The 12929-nt window shown below is 64.5% G+C and carries 20 protein-coding genes and 1 tRNA gene; 9 read left to right on the plus strand and 12 right to left on the minus strand.

The window, feature by feature from the left end:
* Nucleotides 1–2: 2 nt before the first annotated feature.
* The gene (gene cmrA / locus BN4346_RS40135; RefSeq protein ID WP_067974777.1) at nucleotides 3–809 is read left to right on the plus strand and encodes a mycolate reductase; all 807 of its coding nucleotides are present in this window, start codon (nucleotides 3–5) and stop codon (nucleotides 807–809) included.
* On the opposite strand, the gene BN4346_RS40140 is transcribed toward cmrA, so the two are convergent.
* Nucleotides 806–2374: a helicase HerA-like domain-containing protein gene (locus BN4346_RS40140; RefSeq protein WP_067974779.1), complete on the minus strand. Its 1569-nt coding sequence runs from the start codon at nucleotides 2372–2374 to the stop codon at nucleotides 806–808. The genes cmrA and BN4346_RS40140 overlap by 4 nt on opposite strands.
* Before the next feature lie 75 nt (nucleotides 2375–2449).
* On the opposite strand from BN4346_RS40140, the gene orn reads away from it, so the two are divergent.
* The 3 genes from orn to BN4346_RS40155 all read left to right on the plus strand — a co-directional run bounded on the left by orn (nucleotide 2450) and on the right by BN4346_RS40155 (nucleotide 4001).
* Nucleotides 2450–3106 (plus strand): oligoribonuclease, encoded by a 657-nt coding sequence (orn, locus tag BN4346_RS40145; protein ID WP_078058742.1) that lies wholly within the window; start codon nucleotides 2450–2452, stop codon nucleotides 3104–3106.
* A gap of 34 nt (nucleotides 3107–3140) precedes the next feature.
* Nucleotides 3141–3213 (plus strand) — tRNA-His (locus BN4346_RS40150).
* Nucleotides 3214–3506: 293 nt separating this feature from the next.
* On the plus strand, nucleotides 3507–4001 hold the full coding sequence (locus BN4346_RS40155; RefSeq protein WP_067974784.1) for an RNA 2'-phosphotransferase: 495 nt from the start codon (nucleotides 3507–3509) through the stop codon (nucleotides 3999–4001).
* Here BN4346_RS40155 and BN4346_RS40160 read toward each other — a convergent pair.
* Nucleotides 3998–4348, minus strand: coding sequence for a hypothetical protein (locus tag BN4346_RS40160; RefSeq protein WP_154677624.1), 351 nt, complete (start codon nucleotides 4346–4348; stop codon nucleotides 3998–4000). The two genes, BN4346_RS40155 and BN4346_RS40160, sit on opposite strands and share 4 nt — an antisense overlap.
* Nucleotides 4349–4525: 177 nt before the next feature.
* On the opposite strand from BN4346_RS40160, the gene BN4346_RS40165 reads away from it, so the two are divergent.
* The 4 genes from BN4346_RS40165 to BN4346_RS40180 are packed head-to-tail and all read left to right on the plus strand — an operon-like array spanning nucleotide 4526 to nucleotide 6016.
* Entirely contained in the window at nucleotides 4526–4939 is a 414-nt protein-coding gene (locus BN4346_RS40165; RefSeq protein WP_067974792.1) for a DUF3846 domain-containing protein, read from the plus strand.
* The gene (locus tag BN4346_RS40170; RefSeq protein ID WP_154677625.1) at nucleotides 4936–5349 is read left to right on the plus strand and encodes a hypothetical protein; all 414 of its coding nucleotides are present in this window, start codon (nucleotides 4936–4938) and stop codon (nucleotides 5347–5349) included. The genes BN4346_RS40165 and BN4346_RS40170 overlap by 4 nt, the downstream gene beginning before the upstream one ends.
* Entirely contained in the window at nucleotides 5346–5612 is a 267-nt protein-coding gene (locus tag BN4346_RS40175) for a hypothetical protein (RefSeq protein ID WP_067974798.1), read from the plus strand. Before BN4346_RS40170 ends, BN4346_RS40175 begins: the two co-directional genes overlap by 4 nt.
* On the plus strand, nucleotides 5609–6016 hold the full coding sequence (locus BN4346_RS40180; RefSeq protein WP_154677626.1) for a hypothetical protein: 408 nt from the start codon (nucleotides 5609–5611) through the stop codon (nucleotides 6014–6016). The genes BN4346_RS40175 and BN4346_RS40180 overlap by 4 nt, the downstream gene beginning before the upstream one ends.
* 19 nt (nucleotides 6017–6035) lie before the next feature.
* On the opposite strand, the gene BN4346_RS40185 is transcribed toward BN4346_RS40180, so the two are convergent.
* Complete coding sequence (locus BN4346_RS40185; protein ID WP_154677627.1) at nucleotides 6036–6278, minus strand: hypothetical protein; 243 nt, start codon at nucleotides 6276–6278, stop codon at nucleotides 6036–6038.
* Nucleotides 6278–7057 (minus strand): hypothetical protein, encoded by a 780-nt coding sequence (locus BN4346_RS40190; protein ID WP_067974806.1) that lies wholly within the window; start codon nucleotides 7055–7057, stop codon nucleotides 6278–6280. The genes BN4346_RS40185 and BN4346_RS40190 overlap by 1 nt, the downstream gene beginning before the upstream one ends.
* A 115-nt stretch (nucleotides 7058–7172) precedes the next feature.
* Between BN4346_RS40190 and BN4346_RS40195 the strand changes: the two genes are divergently transcribed.
* Nucleotides 7173–7673 (plus strand): hypothetical protein, encoded by a 501-nt coding sequence (locus tag BN4346_RS40195; protein WP_154677628.1) that lies wholly within the window; start codon nucleotides 7173–7175, stop codon nucleotides 7671–7673.
* Nucleotides 7674–7739: 66 nt separating this feature from the next.
* Here the strand turns inward: BN4346_RS40195 and BN4346_RS40200 are convergent, their stop codons facing one another.
* The 8 genes from BN4346_RS40200 to BN4346_RS40230 all read right to left on the minus strand — a co-directional run bounded on the left by BN4346_RS40200 (nucleotide 7740) and on the right by BN4346_RS40230 (nucleotide 12901).
* Nucleotides 7740–7937: a hypothetical protein gene (locus tag BN4346_RS40200; RefSeq protein WP_067974812.1), complete on the minus strand. Its 198-nt coding sequence runs from the start codon at nucleotides 7935–7937 to the stop codon at nucleotides 7740–7742.
* A 4-nt stretch (nucleotides 7938–7941) separates the two neighbouring features.
* Nucleotides 7942–9234 (minus strand): hypothetical protein, encoded by a 1293-nt coding sequence (locus BN4346_RS40205; protein WP_067974815.1) that lies wholly within the window; start codon nucleotides 9232–9234, stop codon nucleotides 7942–7944.
* 319 nt (nucleotides 9235–9553) lie between these two features.
* Entirely contained in the window at nucleotides 9554–9928 is a 375-nt protein-coding gene (locus BN4346_RS40210; RefSeq protein ID WP_154677629.1) for a hypothetical protein, read from the minus strand.
* Nucleotides 9925–10488 (minus strand): recombinase family protein, encoded by a 564-nt coding sequence (locus BN4346_RS40215; protein WP_067974820.1) that lies wholly within the window; start codon nucleotides 10486–10488, stop codon nucleotides 9925–9927. Before BN4346_RS40215 ends, BN4346_RS40210 begins: the two co-directional genes overlap by 4 nt.
* Before the next feature lie 229 nt (nucleotides 10489–10717).
* A protein-coding gene (locus tag BN4346_RS40220; RefSeq protein WP_096867562.1) for an IS3 family transposase occupies nucleotides 10718–11946 on the minus strand; the annotation gives its coding sequence in 2 pieces (ribosomal slippage) (nucleotides 10718–11634 and nucleotides 11634–11946; 1230 coding nt in all).
* Between the two features lie 91 nt (nucleotides 11947–12037).
* Nucleotides 12038–12169: a hypothetical protein gene (locus BN4346_RS49545; RefSeq protein WP_268811486.1), complete on the minus strand. Its 132-nt coding sequence runs from the start codon at nucleotides 12167–12169 to the stop codon at nucleotides 12038–12040.
* 97 nt (nucleotides 12170–12266) lie between these two features.
* Nucleotides 12267–12575, minus strand: a complete 309-nt coding sequence (locus BN4346_RS40225; protein WP_067974830.1) for a helix-turn-helix domain-containing protein — start codon at nucleotides 12573–12575, stop codon at nucleotides 12267–12269.
* On the minus strand, nucleotides 12572–12901 hold the full coding sequence (locus tag BN4346_RS40230; protein WP_235653677.1) for a type II toxin-antitoxin system RelE/ParE family toxin: 330 nt from the start codon (nucleotides 12899–12901) through the stop codon (nucleotides 12572–12574). Before BN4346_RS40230 ends, BN4346_RS40225 begins: the two co-directional genes overlap by 4 nt.
* Nucleotides 12902–12929: the final 28 nt, after the last annotated feature.

Here is a 12929-nt window from a genome sequence, read left to right on the forward strand (position 1 = left end):
CCATGCCAATTCCTGCTCCCAGCCCCGATGCCCGCGCTGTCGTCACCGGCGCATCCCAGGGAATCGGTGCGGCGCTGGCCACCGAGCTGGCCGCCCGCGGCCATGCCCTGATCATCACCGCGCGCCGCGAAGATGTGCTCAACGACGTGGCGGCGCGGTTGCGGGACCAGTACCGGGTCGCCGTGGAGGTGCGGGCGGTCGACCTGGCCGATCCGCCGGCGCGTGACGCGTTCTGCGCCGAGTTGGCCGAGCGGGAGATCTCGGTGCTGTGTGCCAACGCCGGAACCGCGACGTTCGGACCGATCTCCGGCCTGGACCCGGCGGCGGAGCAGGCCCAGGTGCAGCTGAACGCGGTCGCCGTGCATGACCTGGTCTTGGCGGTACTGCCCGGCATGCTCGAGCGCCGCGCCGGCGGCATCTTGATCTCCGGTTCGGCGGCGGGAAACTCACCGATCCCCAACAACGCCACCTACGCCGCGACCAAGGCATTTGCCAACACGTTCAGCGAATCGCTGCGCGGCGAGCTGCGCAAGTCCGGGGTGCACGTGACGTTGCTGGCGCCCGGGCCGGTGCGCGCCGAGATGCCCGATGCCACCGAGGCCTCGTTGGTCGACCGGCTGATCCCGGATTTTCTGTGGATCTCCACCCAGCACACCGCGAAGCTGTCGCTGGATGCGCTGGCGCGCAACAAGATGCGCGTGGTCCCCGGGATCACCTCCAAGGCCATGTCGATGGCCAGCGGCTACGCGCCGCGCGCCATCGTCACGCCGATCGTGGGGGCGGTCTACAAGAAGCTCGGCGGGGGTTAACGCCGGCGCCGGCCGGTGCCCATTGCGCCGCGGGTGATCTGACCGACCACCACGGTGGTGACAGCACGTGTCACCTGCTTGCCCTCCCGGGTGGAAAGGAAGTGGGCGAGCCAGCGACCGAACCGCGTCCACCAATGCACTTTCGGCGGCGGCGGCACACCGTCGTAGCCCTGCGCGTCGGATGGCGGCGCACTGCCCTCCCCCGATGCGAGCTTGCCGGACAAGATCTCATAGGCCGACTCGCGATCCACCGTCTCGCTGTAGACAGCGTGTAGGGGGCTCGCCGTGGCTGCCGCGGTGATCGCCGCGTCACCGACGGAGCTCATCAGCGATCGCGGTGCCCGCAGTCGTGTCCAAGCGACCGGGGTCGGGGCGCCCTTCTCCGACAGAACGGTGACGATCGCCTCGCCGATCCCCAGCGACGTCAGCGCCGACTCCAGGTCATACACCTTGGTTTTCGGGTAGGTGCGCACCGTTTTGCTCAGCGCCGCCTGGTCATCGGGGGTGAACGCACGCAGCGCATGCTGGATCCGGGCGCCCAGCTGGGACAGCACGCTGTTGGGCACATCGGTGGGCAATTGGGTGCAGAAGAACACCCCGACACCCTTGGAGCGGATCAGCTTCACGGTCTGCTCGACCTGCTGCAGGAACGCCTTCGAAGCGTCGGTGAACAGCAGGTGCGCCTCGTCGAAGAAGAACACCAGCTTGGGCTTGTCCACGTCGCCGACCTCGGGAAGCAGTGTGAACAGGTCGGCGAGCACCCACATCAAGAAGGTGGAGAACAACACCGGGCGGGTGGCTTGATCACCCAGTTCCAGCAGCGAGATGATCCCGCGGCCCTGACTGTCGGTGCGCAGCAAGTCCTCCGGTTTGAGCTCCGGCTCACCGAAGAAAGTGTCGCCGCCTTCGGCCTCCAGATTGACCAGGGCACGTAGGATCACCCCCGCGGTCTGCGCCGACACCCCGCCGAGGTTCTTCAGTTGGGGCTTGCCGGCGTCGCTGGTCAAAAACGTGATGACCGAACGCAAATCCTTCAGGTCCAACAGCAGGTAGCCGTTTTGGTCCGCCCAGTGGAAGATCAGCCCCAGGGTCGACTCCTGGGTGCTGTTGAGCCCCAACACCTTCGACAACAGAATGGGTCCGAAGCTGGAAATGGTCGCGCGCACCGGGATTCCGAGGCCCCCGGTGCCCAGCGACAGGAACTCCACCGGGAACGCCGTCGGCGTCCAGTCGTCGCCGGTCTCGGCGGCGCGCTGGGTGATCTTGTCGCCGCCCTCCCCAGCGCGCGACAGCCCGGACAGGTCGCCCTTGACATCGGCCATCAGCACCGGGACGCCGGCGGCGGACAGCTGCTCGGCGATCACCTGCAACGTCTTGGTCTTGCCGGTGCCGGTAGCGCCGGCCACCAGCCCGTGCCGGTTGATCGTGGCCAGCGGAATACGGACCAGCGCGGAGGCGTCTGCGGTGTCGTCGATGACCACCGTGCCCAGCTCCAGGGCCTGGCCGTCGGCGACATAACCCGCCGCGATCTGCTGGGCGGCGTTCGCCGCCGACTCGGGACTCACAGGTCACGACATTACTTGGCGAGTCTGTACCGCTGTGCGGCTATGGCTGTGGTGAACGGCTAACGTTGGCTAACTGTGAGTGCTGCACGAGACGAACTCGTCTGGATCGACTGTGAGATGACCGGCCTGGACCTGGGCTCGGACAAGCTCATCGAGATTGCCGTCCTGGTCACCGACGGCGAGCTGAACATCCTGGGCGACGGTATTGACGTGGTGATCCATGCCGACGACGCGGACCTGGACGCGATGAGCCCGGTGGTGACCGAGATGCACACCCGATCGGGTCTGATCGACGAGGTCAGGGCGTCGACCGTCGACCTGCCCACCGCCGAGGCGATGGTGCTCGACTACATCCGCACCCACGTCAAGCAGGCCAAGACGGCGCCGCTGGCGGGCAACTCGATCGGCACCGACCGCGGTTTCCTGGCCCGCGACATGGTCGCCCTCAACGACTACCTGCACTACCGGATGATCGACGTCAGCTCGATCAAGGAGTTGTGCCGTCGGTGGTATCCGCGGATCTACTTCGGCCAGCCCGAGAAGGGCCTGGCGCACCGCGCACTGGCCGACATCCACGAGTCCATCCGGGAATTGAAGTACTACCGGCGCACCGCGTTCGTCGCCCCGCCCGGGCCGTCTACCAGCGACATTGCTGCGGTCGCCGGGGAACTGGGTCCGCCGGTGGACGCGCCCGACGATATCGATTCGGTCGCTGAGCGCCCAAGCGGTTAGTATCGACGACGCTGCTTGCTAGTCGGCAGCAATGGTGGCTGTAGTTCAGTTGGTAGAGCACCAGGTTGTGATCCTGGGTGTCGCGGGTTCGAGTCCCGTCAGCCACCCCGAGTAGAAACCCCGTCTGACCTGCTCAGACGGGGTTTCTTTTTGCCCTCCGAGGGGCTCCATCCAATACGCTATCCAATAACTGGGCGAATCACGGGGAATCCGCAGGTCATCCAATAACCGCCCCGCCGTCACCCCCAGACAGCGCCGTAAACGCACGTCAGAGCGCCGCCAGAGACACATCACGTCCCCGTCTGCCGCCGCCGAGTCCACCACCGCCTGCCCGCCCGAGGACACATCACGTCCCCGCCAGACCTACGCCTCGCCCCGCCACCGGCGTAACCTCCAGCACATGTCCACCGTCGTCCGCACCAGCCGCCGCGTCGCCTCCGTGCTGCGTCACGACGCGGACGTGCCCCGAACCGCCGACGGCTGGGTCAAGGTCACCGAACTGCTCCACCGCCTCGGTATCACCCGCGCCGAACTCGCCGACGTCCTCGCCGCCAGCGGGAGGTACGAACTCGATCAGCACCAGCAGCGCATCAGGGCGAAGTACGGACACTCGCTGCCTACTGGGACCGGACAGCCCTCCGTGCCGCCCGCGACGCTCTACCACGGCACCAAGTGGCACAACCTGACCAGCATCCTCCGCGACGGACTCTCTCCGATGAGCCGCCAGCAAGTCCACCTCCACACCGATCCCGCCGTGGTTGTCCGCCGTGGAGCAGCAGTCCTCGCCATCGCCGCCCAGGAGGCGCACGAACAGGGACACCAGTTCTACGACGCAGGCAATGGAGTGTGGTTGACCTCCGCCGTGCCCGCCGCGTTCATCTCGCGCGCGAACTAGACCTTCGACGTCGGCGGCACAAGCTCGATCACCGCCGTGCCCATCGGGCACCGCAGCGTCGCCGTCGGTGCCAGCAACAGTTGACGGTCAACGTCATCGCACAGCGCCCGAACGTGGTCGTCCGGCCATCGCCAGTCCGCCAGTTCGAGAGCAACGAGCGCCTCGCCGAGCCCGCAGCTCAAGGTCACCGCTCCGCCGATCTGCCGCGTGTCCAGATAATCGCCCGTGGCGCTCACAGCCTCCCCGCCGCGTGGAGTCCAGGTGACGCGGCAGGTGACGGTGTACCAGCCAGGCTCACGCGGTATAGGGACCGCATACGGGCGGGTGTCGTAGAGCGGCATGTTCATCGAATCCGCTCGATCCGCTCGATGCCCTCGGTCGTCATGCTGTCTATTGTCCCGCCCAGCACCGACAATTACCAAAGCTCGCCGTGGGACGTACCACCCGAATCCCGGTGCGCGGCAACACGTCACGTCCCTAGTCGTGCCTTGCCGCCTGTCGGTGCGGTGCCCGACGATAGAGCCATGACCGACACCCGAATCGACGCCATCGTGCTCTACCACGACGCCAGCTCCGAATACCCGCCCTATCCGACGAAGGTCGCTCCCACCATCGAGCTGTACCAGCAGGTCGTGAAGGGCTACATCGAAGCTGTGCACCTCGAACTCCCTGATGGAACCCGCGCCGTCATGTACGTGAATGAGGAAGGGCGGATTCATGCGCTGCCTATCAACCCGTTGGCTACTTCCGTTGCGCGGCAACTGAATCGCTACTTCGCCGACCCATACATCCTGGGTAACGCCATCATCGTCGGCGTGCGCGAGTGCGACGACGCCGACGCACCTCCCGCCATCACTTCCGCCGTGCAGTCCATCCACACCAACCTCCGCATCGCGGGCTACGTGCAGACCCTGCGCGGGCAAGGTAGGCAGTCGTGAACACCACCCCTGTACGCAACGTCGATGCGCTGCTGCTGGCTGCGGGGCGTCAAGGGACACCAATCCCCCACAACATCCCCGCCGACATGACTCTGTTCGCGGGACTGGTCGGCGCTTCTCGACTGCACCACGTCAACCTCACCACTCCCGACGGCGAACAGATCACGATGTGGCTCAACGGATCGGCGAACCCGCGCACCCTCACCCGCAACGAGACGGCGACGAGGTTGTATCAGCGGTTGAGTCCGGTCCCGACAACCGCCACCGTCCTCGGCGACGTCGTTGTCACGGGCTCCGTCGACGGTAACGTTCCATGGTCAGCGGTCGAACTGGTGCAGGGTCTACACGCCAACTTCGAGCACAACATGAGCGCGGCGTTGGACTCCATCGCGGAACAGGGACGGGGATGAACTCCGTCAAGCGCTTCACCGTACGGTCCCGTGGCAAATGGAAGGTGACCGATGACAACGGCAGGGTGTCGGTGTGGGACATGGATAACTGCACGTGGAAGGGCGAATCGGGCGGTCCCTGGAGCATCATTCGCGGCATCAATTACCCCTGTGTCGGTGCCGTTTTCGAGGTAGAGGTCGAAGACCCGAGCCGCGAGTGGACGATGCCGACGAAGAGGCTGGTGTCGTCAAATGTGGTGTCCATCGAGAGGACTGAGGCATGACCGATCATCCACTCTCCCTGCCATCAGGCATGGTGCTGGCGGCGGTGTCCCCCGACGGACTCAACGTTGAGTACCTGCACTCCGCCAACCCCCGCGTACAACTCGACCCTGCGGGAATCCTCACCGGTGATACTGACCTCGTTAATGCCGTGTGGGCGACAATCAACGGCTCCGACGAGTACATCGACGGAGACGAACAGTTGGTTTTCCTACACTGCCTGACCGAGGTTCATCCGACAGGGTTGAGTACGGTAGTGCCGACGGCGCGGTGGTTCTTGCCAGGTGATCGCGACTCACTGCCTGACTGGGCAATTGCGATGGCGGCGGTGATGCCCGTCGGGTCGGAGCTGAACGCGGCGTTGGACACCTACCTGCGCGAGATAGAGAACGTCGACGAGGAATAGAGCACTGACCTGCGGGAATCTACGTCCCCTGGGCTGCGCGGGCTAGCTGGTTGACCGTCGGCACGCCAAGCCCGGTCTCGGCGGCAATCACCCGTGCGGGATACCCACACTCCTTGAGCTGTGCCACCAACGCCGCCCGCTCGGCTGCAACCTCGATCCCCTGTTCCCGCAGCGTATGCGCCTTCTCGGTTGCCTTCATCAGCTCACGGATCAATCGGCGGGACTCAGGTGTTGCGCTGACCTCTACAGGTGGGCGTGCCATCACGCAACCGCCGTTTCCGTGCGACGGATGCGGGGGCGGCGGTCTAGGCGCTTCGGCACGCTGTGCCGCACCCGTCGTGTTGAGTGGATGCGCGGGCGGCTGTCCACCGCCTTCGCCTGCGCCGTGGACGGGGCGTCCGCCACGATCTCCGCCTCTACCTGCACATCTCCATGTCCCTCATCTACCTCCGTCTCCGCCTGCGCGGGTGCCTGCGCGCCTGCGTTGACGACGATCTCGGGCTGTACAGGGATGGTGTTCGCCTCGATCTCCGCCAGAGCCATCTCGGCGGCGAACGCCTCCGTCTGCGCGTCGGCGAGGGCTGCTTGTGCCGCGTCAACCCGTGCCCGTGCCTGCGCCAGGGCGATGTCCTGGTCGCTCCCAAGGGCTGCGGTCTCGGTTTCGGTTTCGCCGTCCGATGCGAGCGACAGCGAGTATCCACATTGGGTCTCGATGGTGTGCTCTACCTTGGTCTCGGTCTCGACGGTGGGCTCCGCCTCGGCGGTCGCACCGGCCTGCGCGAGGCGGCGGGCAACGACGGCGGCTTGAACACCGAGGGTGATCACCTCGGCGTCGGTGATGGTCTCCCCCTCGGCGTGGCGCGTTGCCACGGCGGTGGCGGAGGCGATCCATCCGTCGAACGCGCGGCGGACGGCAGGGTCTTTCACCGACCGTCCGATGGACGCGGCGGCGCGCCGGAACATCGGCACGGCGTGGTCAGTCAACCAGCGATCACGTGCCACCAGGCGGTCAAGTAGGGCGACGAACTCGGTCTCAGTCATGCCATTAACTATACCTGTTATATAGCTCAATAGGGCGACACGCCCGGAAGTACAGCAAAGTACGACAGGAATGCGTTTCTCCTGTATAGCACCGGTTTACGGGTAAAATCACACCATGACAGCAACCCTCGCAACACGGAGTTCGACGTTAGCTGCGGCTGGCGTTGTGACCGCCGCGTTGATGGTGCCAGTGGTCGCCGCCGCGCCCTACGCGCCCGCAGTTCCCCCGCTTCCTCCGATGCCCACCGTCACCGTGGATGTCGACCTGACCGCCTGGTCTGACCTCCCCCTAATCGGGCAGTTGTTCGACACACCCGACGGCTTGTCGGGGCTGTTTCCTGGGCTTGATCTCCTGCTCAGCGAAACGGGTATCTCGGATGTGTTGCGGGGCTTGCCCTTTGGGCTCGGAGACCTGTTCGGCAACCTGCTCGTCGGCGTCGGTGCGCAGCCCTACCTAGATTTCGTCGGCGCGTTTCCGCTGGTAGGTCCATTGTTGGAGGGGATCACGGAGGCGATCATCGCCATGCCGATCACCGGTCCCCTCGTCGAGGACTTCTTGGCTGACCTACCCGTCAGCGACTGGGTCTCGCTGATCGGCGGCTTCTTCGATTTCTAGTCCCCTACCTGGACATAACGAAACCCCCGCCGATTGACGACGGGGGTTTCGTGGTTTTCGGTTGTGCTACACCGGGTTTGCGATGTTGAACGCGCGGCTGGTGGAGACTCCCATCAACCGCCCGAGGCGGACATAGCTGACCTTGAACTCGTCGTGCAACCGTCTCGCCAGGGCGGAACGTTCGCCGGAGGCGGTGGAGAGTGCGCCCCAGGCGGAGCGCACCTCCTCCGTCTTGACTGATAGCTCAGCCAGCAGCTCGTCCATCGGACTAGAAGCTGAACAGGTCGGCGAATCCGCTGAAGATTCCGTCGAGTCCGCCACCGAACAGGTCACCGATACCGTCGAGTCCACCACCGAACAGCAGGTCAGCACCTACCAACGGCAGAGCCAGCGGGATCATCAGACCCAAGCCGATGACGTCCAACGGAGCCAACAGGACGCCGAGCGGTCCGAGCGCATCAGAGAGGCTGAAGCCCAAGATGTCGTTGATGTTCGGGAGGCCGGTGAGGAAGTCCTGCACACCGCTCAGGTCGATGCCCATGAACTCGGTGCTAGCAGCAGGGTTCGCGACGAAATCGCTTGCGAGGCTGGAGAGCAAGTAGTTCGGCTCTGCGAACGCCGTTGCTTCCGCACCACCGAGCAGGTCACCGATCCCGCCGCCGAATAGGTCGCCGAAGCCGCCGAACAGATCACTGAGCCCGCTGCCGCCGAACAGGTCACCGATACCGCCACCGAACAGGAGATCGGCGGCGACGAGTGGGAGTGCCAGCGGAATCATCAGCCCGAGACCGATGAGGTCTAGTGGAGCAGCCAACACACCGAGCGGTCCCAGCATGTCGCTGATGCTGAAACCCAAAATGTCGTTGATGTTGGGGAGACCTTCGATGAGCGCCTGGACGCCGCTGAGGTCGACGCCGAGGAACTCGGTACCGGCAGCGCTGGAGGCTTCCGCCCCGCCGATGAGGTCACCGATACCGCCTCCGCTGACCAGTCCCTGCCAGAAGTCCGAGGTGTCGAACAAGGTCGGGAACGGGTTGATGACGGAGCTGGTGAGAAGCTGCGTCAGCACGGGGAGTGCGCGGAACGCCGTTTCGATGGGCTCCCCGATCAGCGGTAGTCCACCCAGACCCGACGCGACGGTCTGCGCGAACTGGTCGTAGCCGCTTGCGATACCGGCGAGGTCTGGGTTATCAGCGGCGAGGGAGTGCAGCAGATAATCCGGTCCCGCGATGGCGAGTGCACCAGGCACGGCGGGCAACGCCATCAGGTACGGAGCCAGCGTTTCCAGCGTCGGGAGGAATCCCAACGGGTTCTGCAACCCGTTCAACAGTATCTGCGGCAACGGGGTAAGCGCTGTGCTGCCGAGGCTTTCTGGGTTGAACAGCGGCACGTTTGGGTTGAATAACGATCCGCCTGCGGTCAGCTCGATGTCGAAGTTCGACGTGCTGAAGGTCGGGAGAGTCGGCTCGACGGTCGCAGCGATGGGAGCCACGACGGCGGCGGTTGCCAAGGTCGCGGCTGCGAAGGGCGCTAGAGCACGGTTGAGGGTTGCGTTGGTCATCGAAACGTCCTTTGCTAGGTGGAACTTCTTAGCCTCAGTATATCGAGCATTTACCTACTTTCACCTGGCTAGATAAGCTGCTTCGGCGTGTCCGACCGTTTCTAGATGTGTTTGCTAACGTGACGTTAACAGGGCATCGAGATGGACACGGGATCGTCGTGGGAACGGCGCTGTATGCACTAAATCAGGAGTACGGAGCGGGATTTCGGCAAGGAAACGGCTCTGGGAGAGGGTTTTCGGGCGATGCGGTGGAGTTGCCATCTTGGCGGAGGGGTCAAAATGGCAGGTCAGGAGGTATCGGTAGTGCCGATACCTTCGGTTAATCGCCCCGAGGAATCAACGTCAAACGCAGTTCACCGCTCGGACAGCGCAGCGTTGCGGTCGGTCGTTCATTGAATTGGTCGTTGACCGTCGCCAGGAGCCGCGTCAGCTCGTCGTCGGTGAGGGTGTCCAGTTCGTCGGACAGTCCCAGCTCAGCCACCAAGACCGTTGTACCGTCGCCGAGATAGGGATAACCGTCGGCGCGGATCGCGTCCAGGTACAGACCTTCAATGGTGACGGGTTCGCCGCCGCGTGGTGTCCACGTTACCCTCACCCACACCAGGTGCAGGTCGGGCAGGTGAGGCTCGGGTTCGATGGCGAATGTCGTGTCGTACGGTGCGGTTCCGGTTTTGCAGGCGGTGTAGAACATCACGCCGCCGCCTTCAGGTATCGGAACACCGTCGCTCTGCTGACGTTGAACATCTCCATCAGCTCCGATACGGGCTCTCCACCGTGGTACAGCCTGACTAGGCGTTTCCGCTGGTCAGCGTCCAACTTCGGAGGCTTGGTCGCAGGCAAACCCCGCGCGAGGCGGGCGGAACGGGACGCGGCGCGACGCTCAGCACCAAGTTCAAGCTCAAGTTCGGCGAGCGAAGCCATGATGGCAGCGATTGCCCGCCCCGTCGGCGTGCTGGTGTCCACTGCTTCCCTCAGCGCCACAACGGTAATACCGCGCGAGGTCAGGTCAGCAATAGTTGCCGTGACTTCGGCAACCGACCTACCTGTCCTATCGAGAGCAACGGTCACGAGCTGGTCGCCGGGGCGAAGCCATGCCAGCGCCTCCGCTAGACCAGGGCGATCCGTACCGGCCTTTCCCGATGCGATGTCGGAGAATTCACGGTCAGGGGTAATGCCTGTCGCTGCCAGTTGGTCGCGCTGCTGGTCGAGGGACTGGTGATCCGTCGACACCCTCATGTAGAAAGCGGTAGCCATACCTGGAGTCTCACATGGGATTACGACAACATGCGAGACTCGGCTCGGGACGTGACGGGTGCTGAGGTCGCTGGGCGCATCCCGCCGTGAGGGCTCAGAACCAAGTCGCTAATCAGCGGTCAACAGTGAAAAGATACGACACCATATCTGCGACTGCTGTCCTGGGCTTTCGTCGCTCCGTCGGGGGCGAGAGGGCCTTGCCCCCATGTAGTGGACACGGGATTTGTGGTTAAGCAGCTTCGGGCAGCGTAGCCGGTGTCAGGGTCCTTTCGTAGGTGGCAGGGCTGGATTGACGGCAGTGGGAGTGCCGTCGTTTGGTGTTGTAGCGGGCCAGCCATCGGAAGACCTCCCGGCGGCAGGTCGCCGCGTCCGGCCAGCAGGCACGGTCCTGCAGGATCTCGCGTTTGAGGGCGGCGTTGAACGATTCGGCCAGGGCGTTGTCGGCGCTCGTTCCCACCGCTCCCATCGACTGGATGACCCCATACTCGCGGCAGAGGGACACGAAATCCCTTGAGGTGTACTGACTTCCGTGGTCCGAGTGGAACACTGCACCGGCCAACGTGCCGCGTAGCGCGGCAGCGGCGTTGAGGGCGTCGGTGACCAGTTCGGTGCGCATGTGATCGGCGATCGCCCACCCCGCTACCCGCCGCGAGCAGAAGGAGAGAACCGTGGCGAGGTACAGGTTGCAGAGGGTGGCCAGTGGCAGGTAGGTGATGTCGCCGACATAACGGGTGTTGATCTGCGCGGCGGTGAAATCCCGCTTCAGCAGATCAGGGACTTTCTGGCTGGCCGGCTCCGCCTCGGTGGTCTTGACCCGCCGCCGGCGCCGATAACCGACGATCCCGGCGCCGCGCATCACTCGAGCGACCCGCTTGTGGTTGACCCGCTCACCGTCGGGCGCACCATCGTTGAGCTCGGCGGTGATCCGCGGCGCCCCGTAGGTGTTGTCCTCGCCGTGCACCACCCGGATACGGGCGGCCAGCGCCTCATCAGCGGCGGCCTTCGCGGCGCGGGAATCGGCGCCGGCGAGCCAGGCGTAGAACGATGAACGCGCGACCTCCACGACCGCGCAGAGCCACTTCACCTCGAAGGCGTGTAGGTGGTCGGCGACGAACTGGAAGCGGCTCACCAGTTCGTCTCCCCGGCGAAATATTTGGCTGCCGACCGTAGAATGTCCCGCTCGGTGGATAGCCGAGCATCGATGCCGCGCAGCGTCTTGTTCCCGGCGCGCAGCCGCACCAGTTCCTGCTCCGGGCTCTCGGCCCCTGGCGCAAGCTCGGTCTCTACGCTGCCGCGGCGGTGCCGAATCGCCACGCCGGCCGACTTGCACCACGCTGAGAGCGTGGCTTCGCTGACACCGAGCTCGGCAGCGATCTGCGTAATCGTCGCACCCTCGGTATCCCGGTACAGCGCGACCGCGTCACGCTTGAACTCATCGGGGTAATTTTTCCTTGCCATCGGGTTGGATCATCTCGCTTCCCCCAGGACATTCCTGGGATTGAGCGTGTCCAACACACGGGGTCAAGTCCCAGAACCGCCCTCGTCATTTCTAAAGATGTGAGACATCCCGTTTTGGGCTGCACTGCAACGGATTCTGTGGGTCGGCGTCCACCAGGGCGGCGTAGACCGCGACGATGGTCAGCTTCTCATCCAGGGTCAGATCGGGTTCTGTGGCGTCCACGCTGCCGACGGTAGGACGGTGGTCGGACAGTGCATCGTTTCATCACCAGGTCACGAAACTGACCTGCCCTGACCTGGGCTTTCCTAGTCCCCGATTGCTACCCAGCGGCGGCGGTTGGACGCTCCTCGACGGTGATCTCCAACCGCGTGCGTAGACCCAGCCGAGCAGCCATGTTGATCAAGGTGTCCAGCGAGAACAGGGCGATCTTGCCGCGCAGGAGGTCGGACACACGCGGCTGAGTTACCCCGAGGTTCCGCGCCGCGACGGTCTGAGACCACCCGAACTCCGCTAGGCGGTCTTCAATCGCCAGCATCAGATCGGCTCGCGCTCGCAGGTTGGCAGCTTCCTCGGGCGTGTCCGATACCGCGTCCCACACACTGACGTACGCCTTGATTTCGTCGCTCATGGTTTCTCCCTCCGTTCTCTCTCCACATCGGATATCGCTTGGCTCAGTCGGCGTTTGGCAATGTCGATGTCTGCCTTCGGCGTCTTCTGCGTCTTCTTGGTGAAGCAGTGCAGGACGTAGATGTGCTCGCCGAGGCTCGCGGTGTAGATGGTCCGGTAAGCACCAGTCTCGGTACGAACCCTGATCTCTCGGACACCTTTCCCGACGGTCACCATCGGCTTCCAGTCGCTCGGTTCCCGGCCAATCTCTACGCGGTAGAGCTGGTAGCCCATCTCACGGCGGGCATCGTCGGGGAACTCACGCAGCTCGTCATCCGCGCCTCCCACGAATCGCACTCGCCCCACACGGACTCAC

Origin of the sequence: Mycolicibacter icosiumassiliensis, from assembly GCF_900078685.2 — a bacterium.
GTDB classification, from domain to species: domain Bacteria; phylum Actinomycetota; class Actinomycetes; order Mycobacteriales; family Mycobacteriaceae; genus Mycobacterium; species Mycobacterium icosiumassiliensis.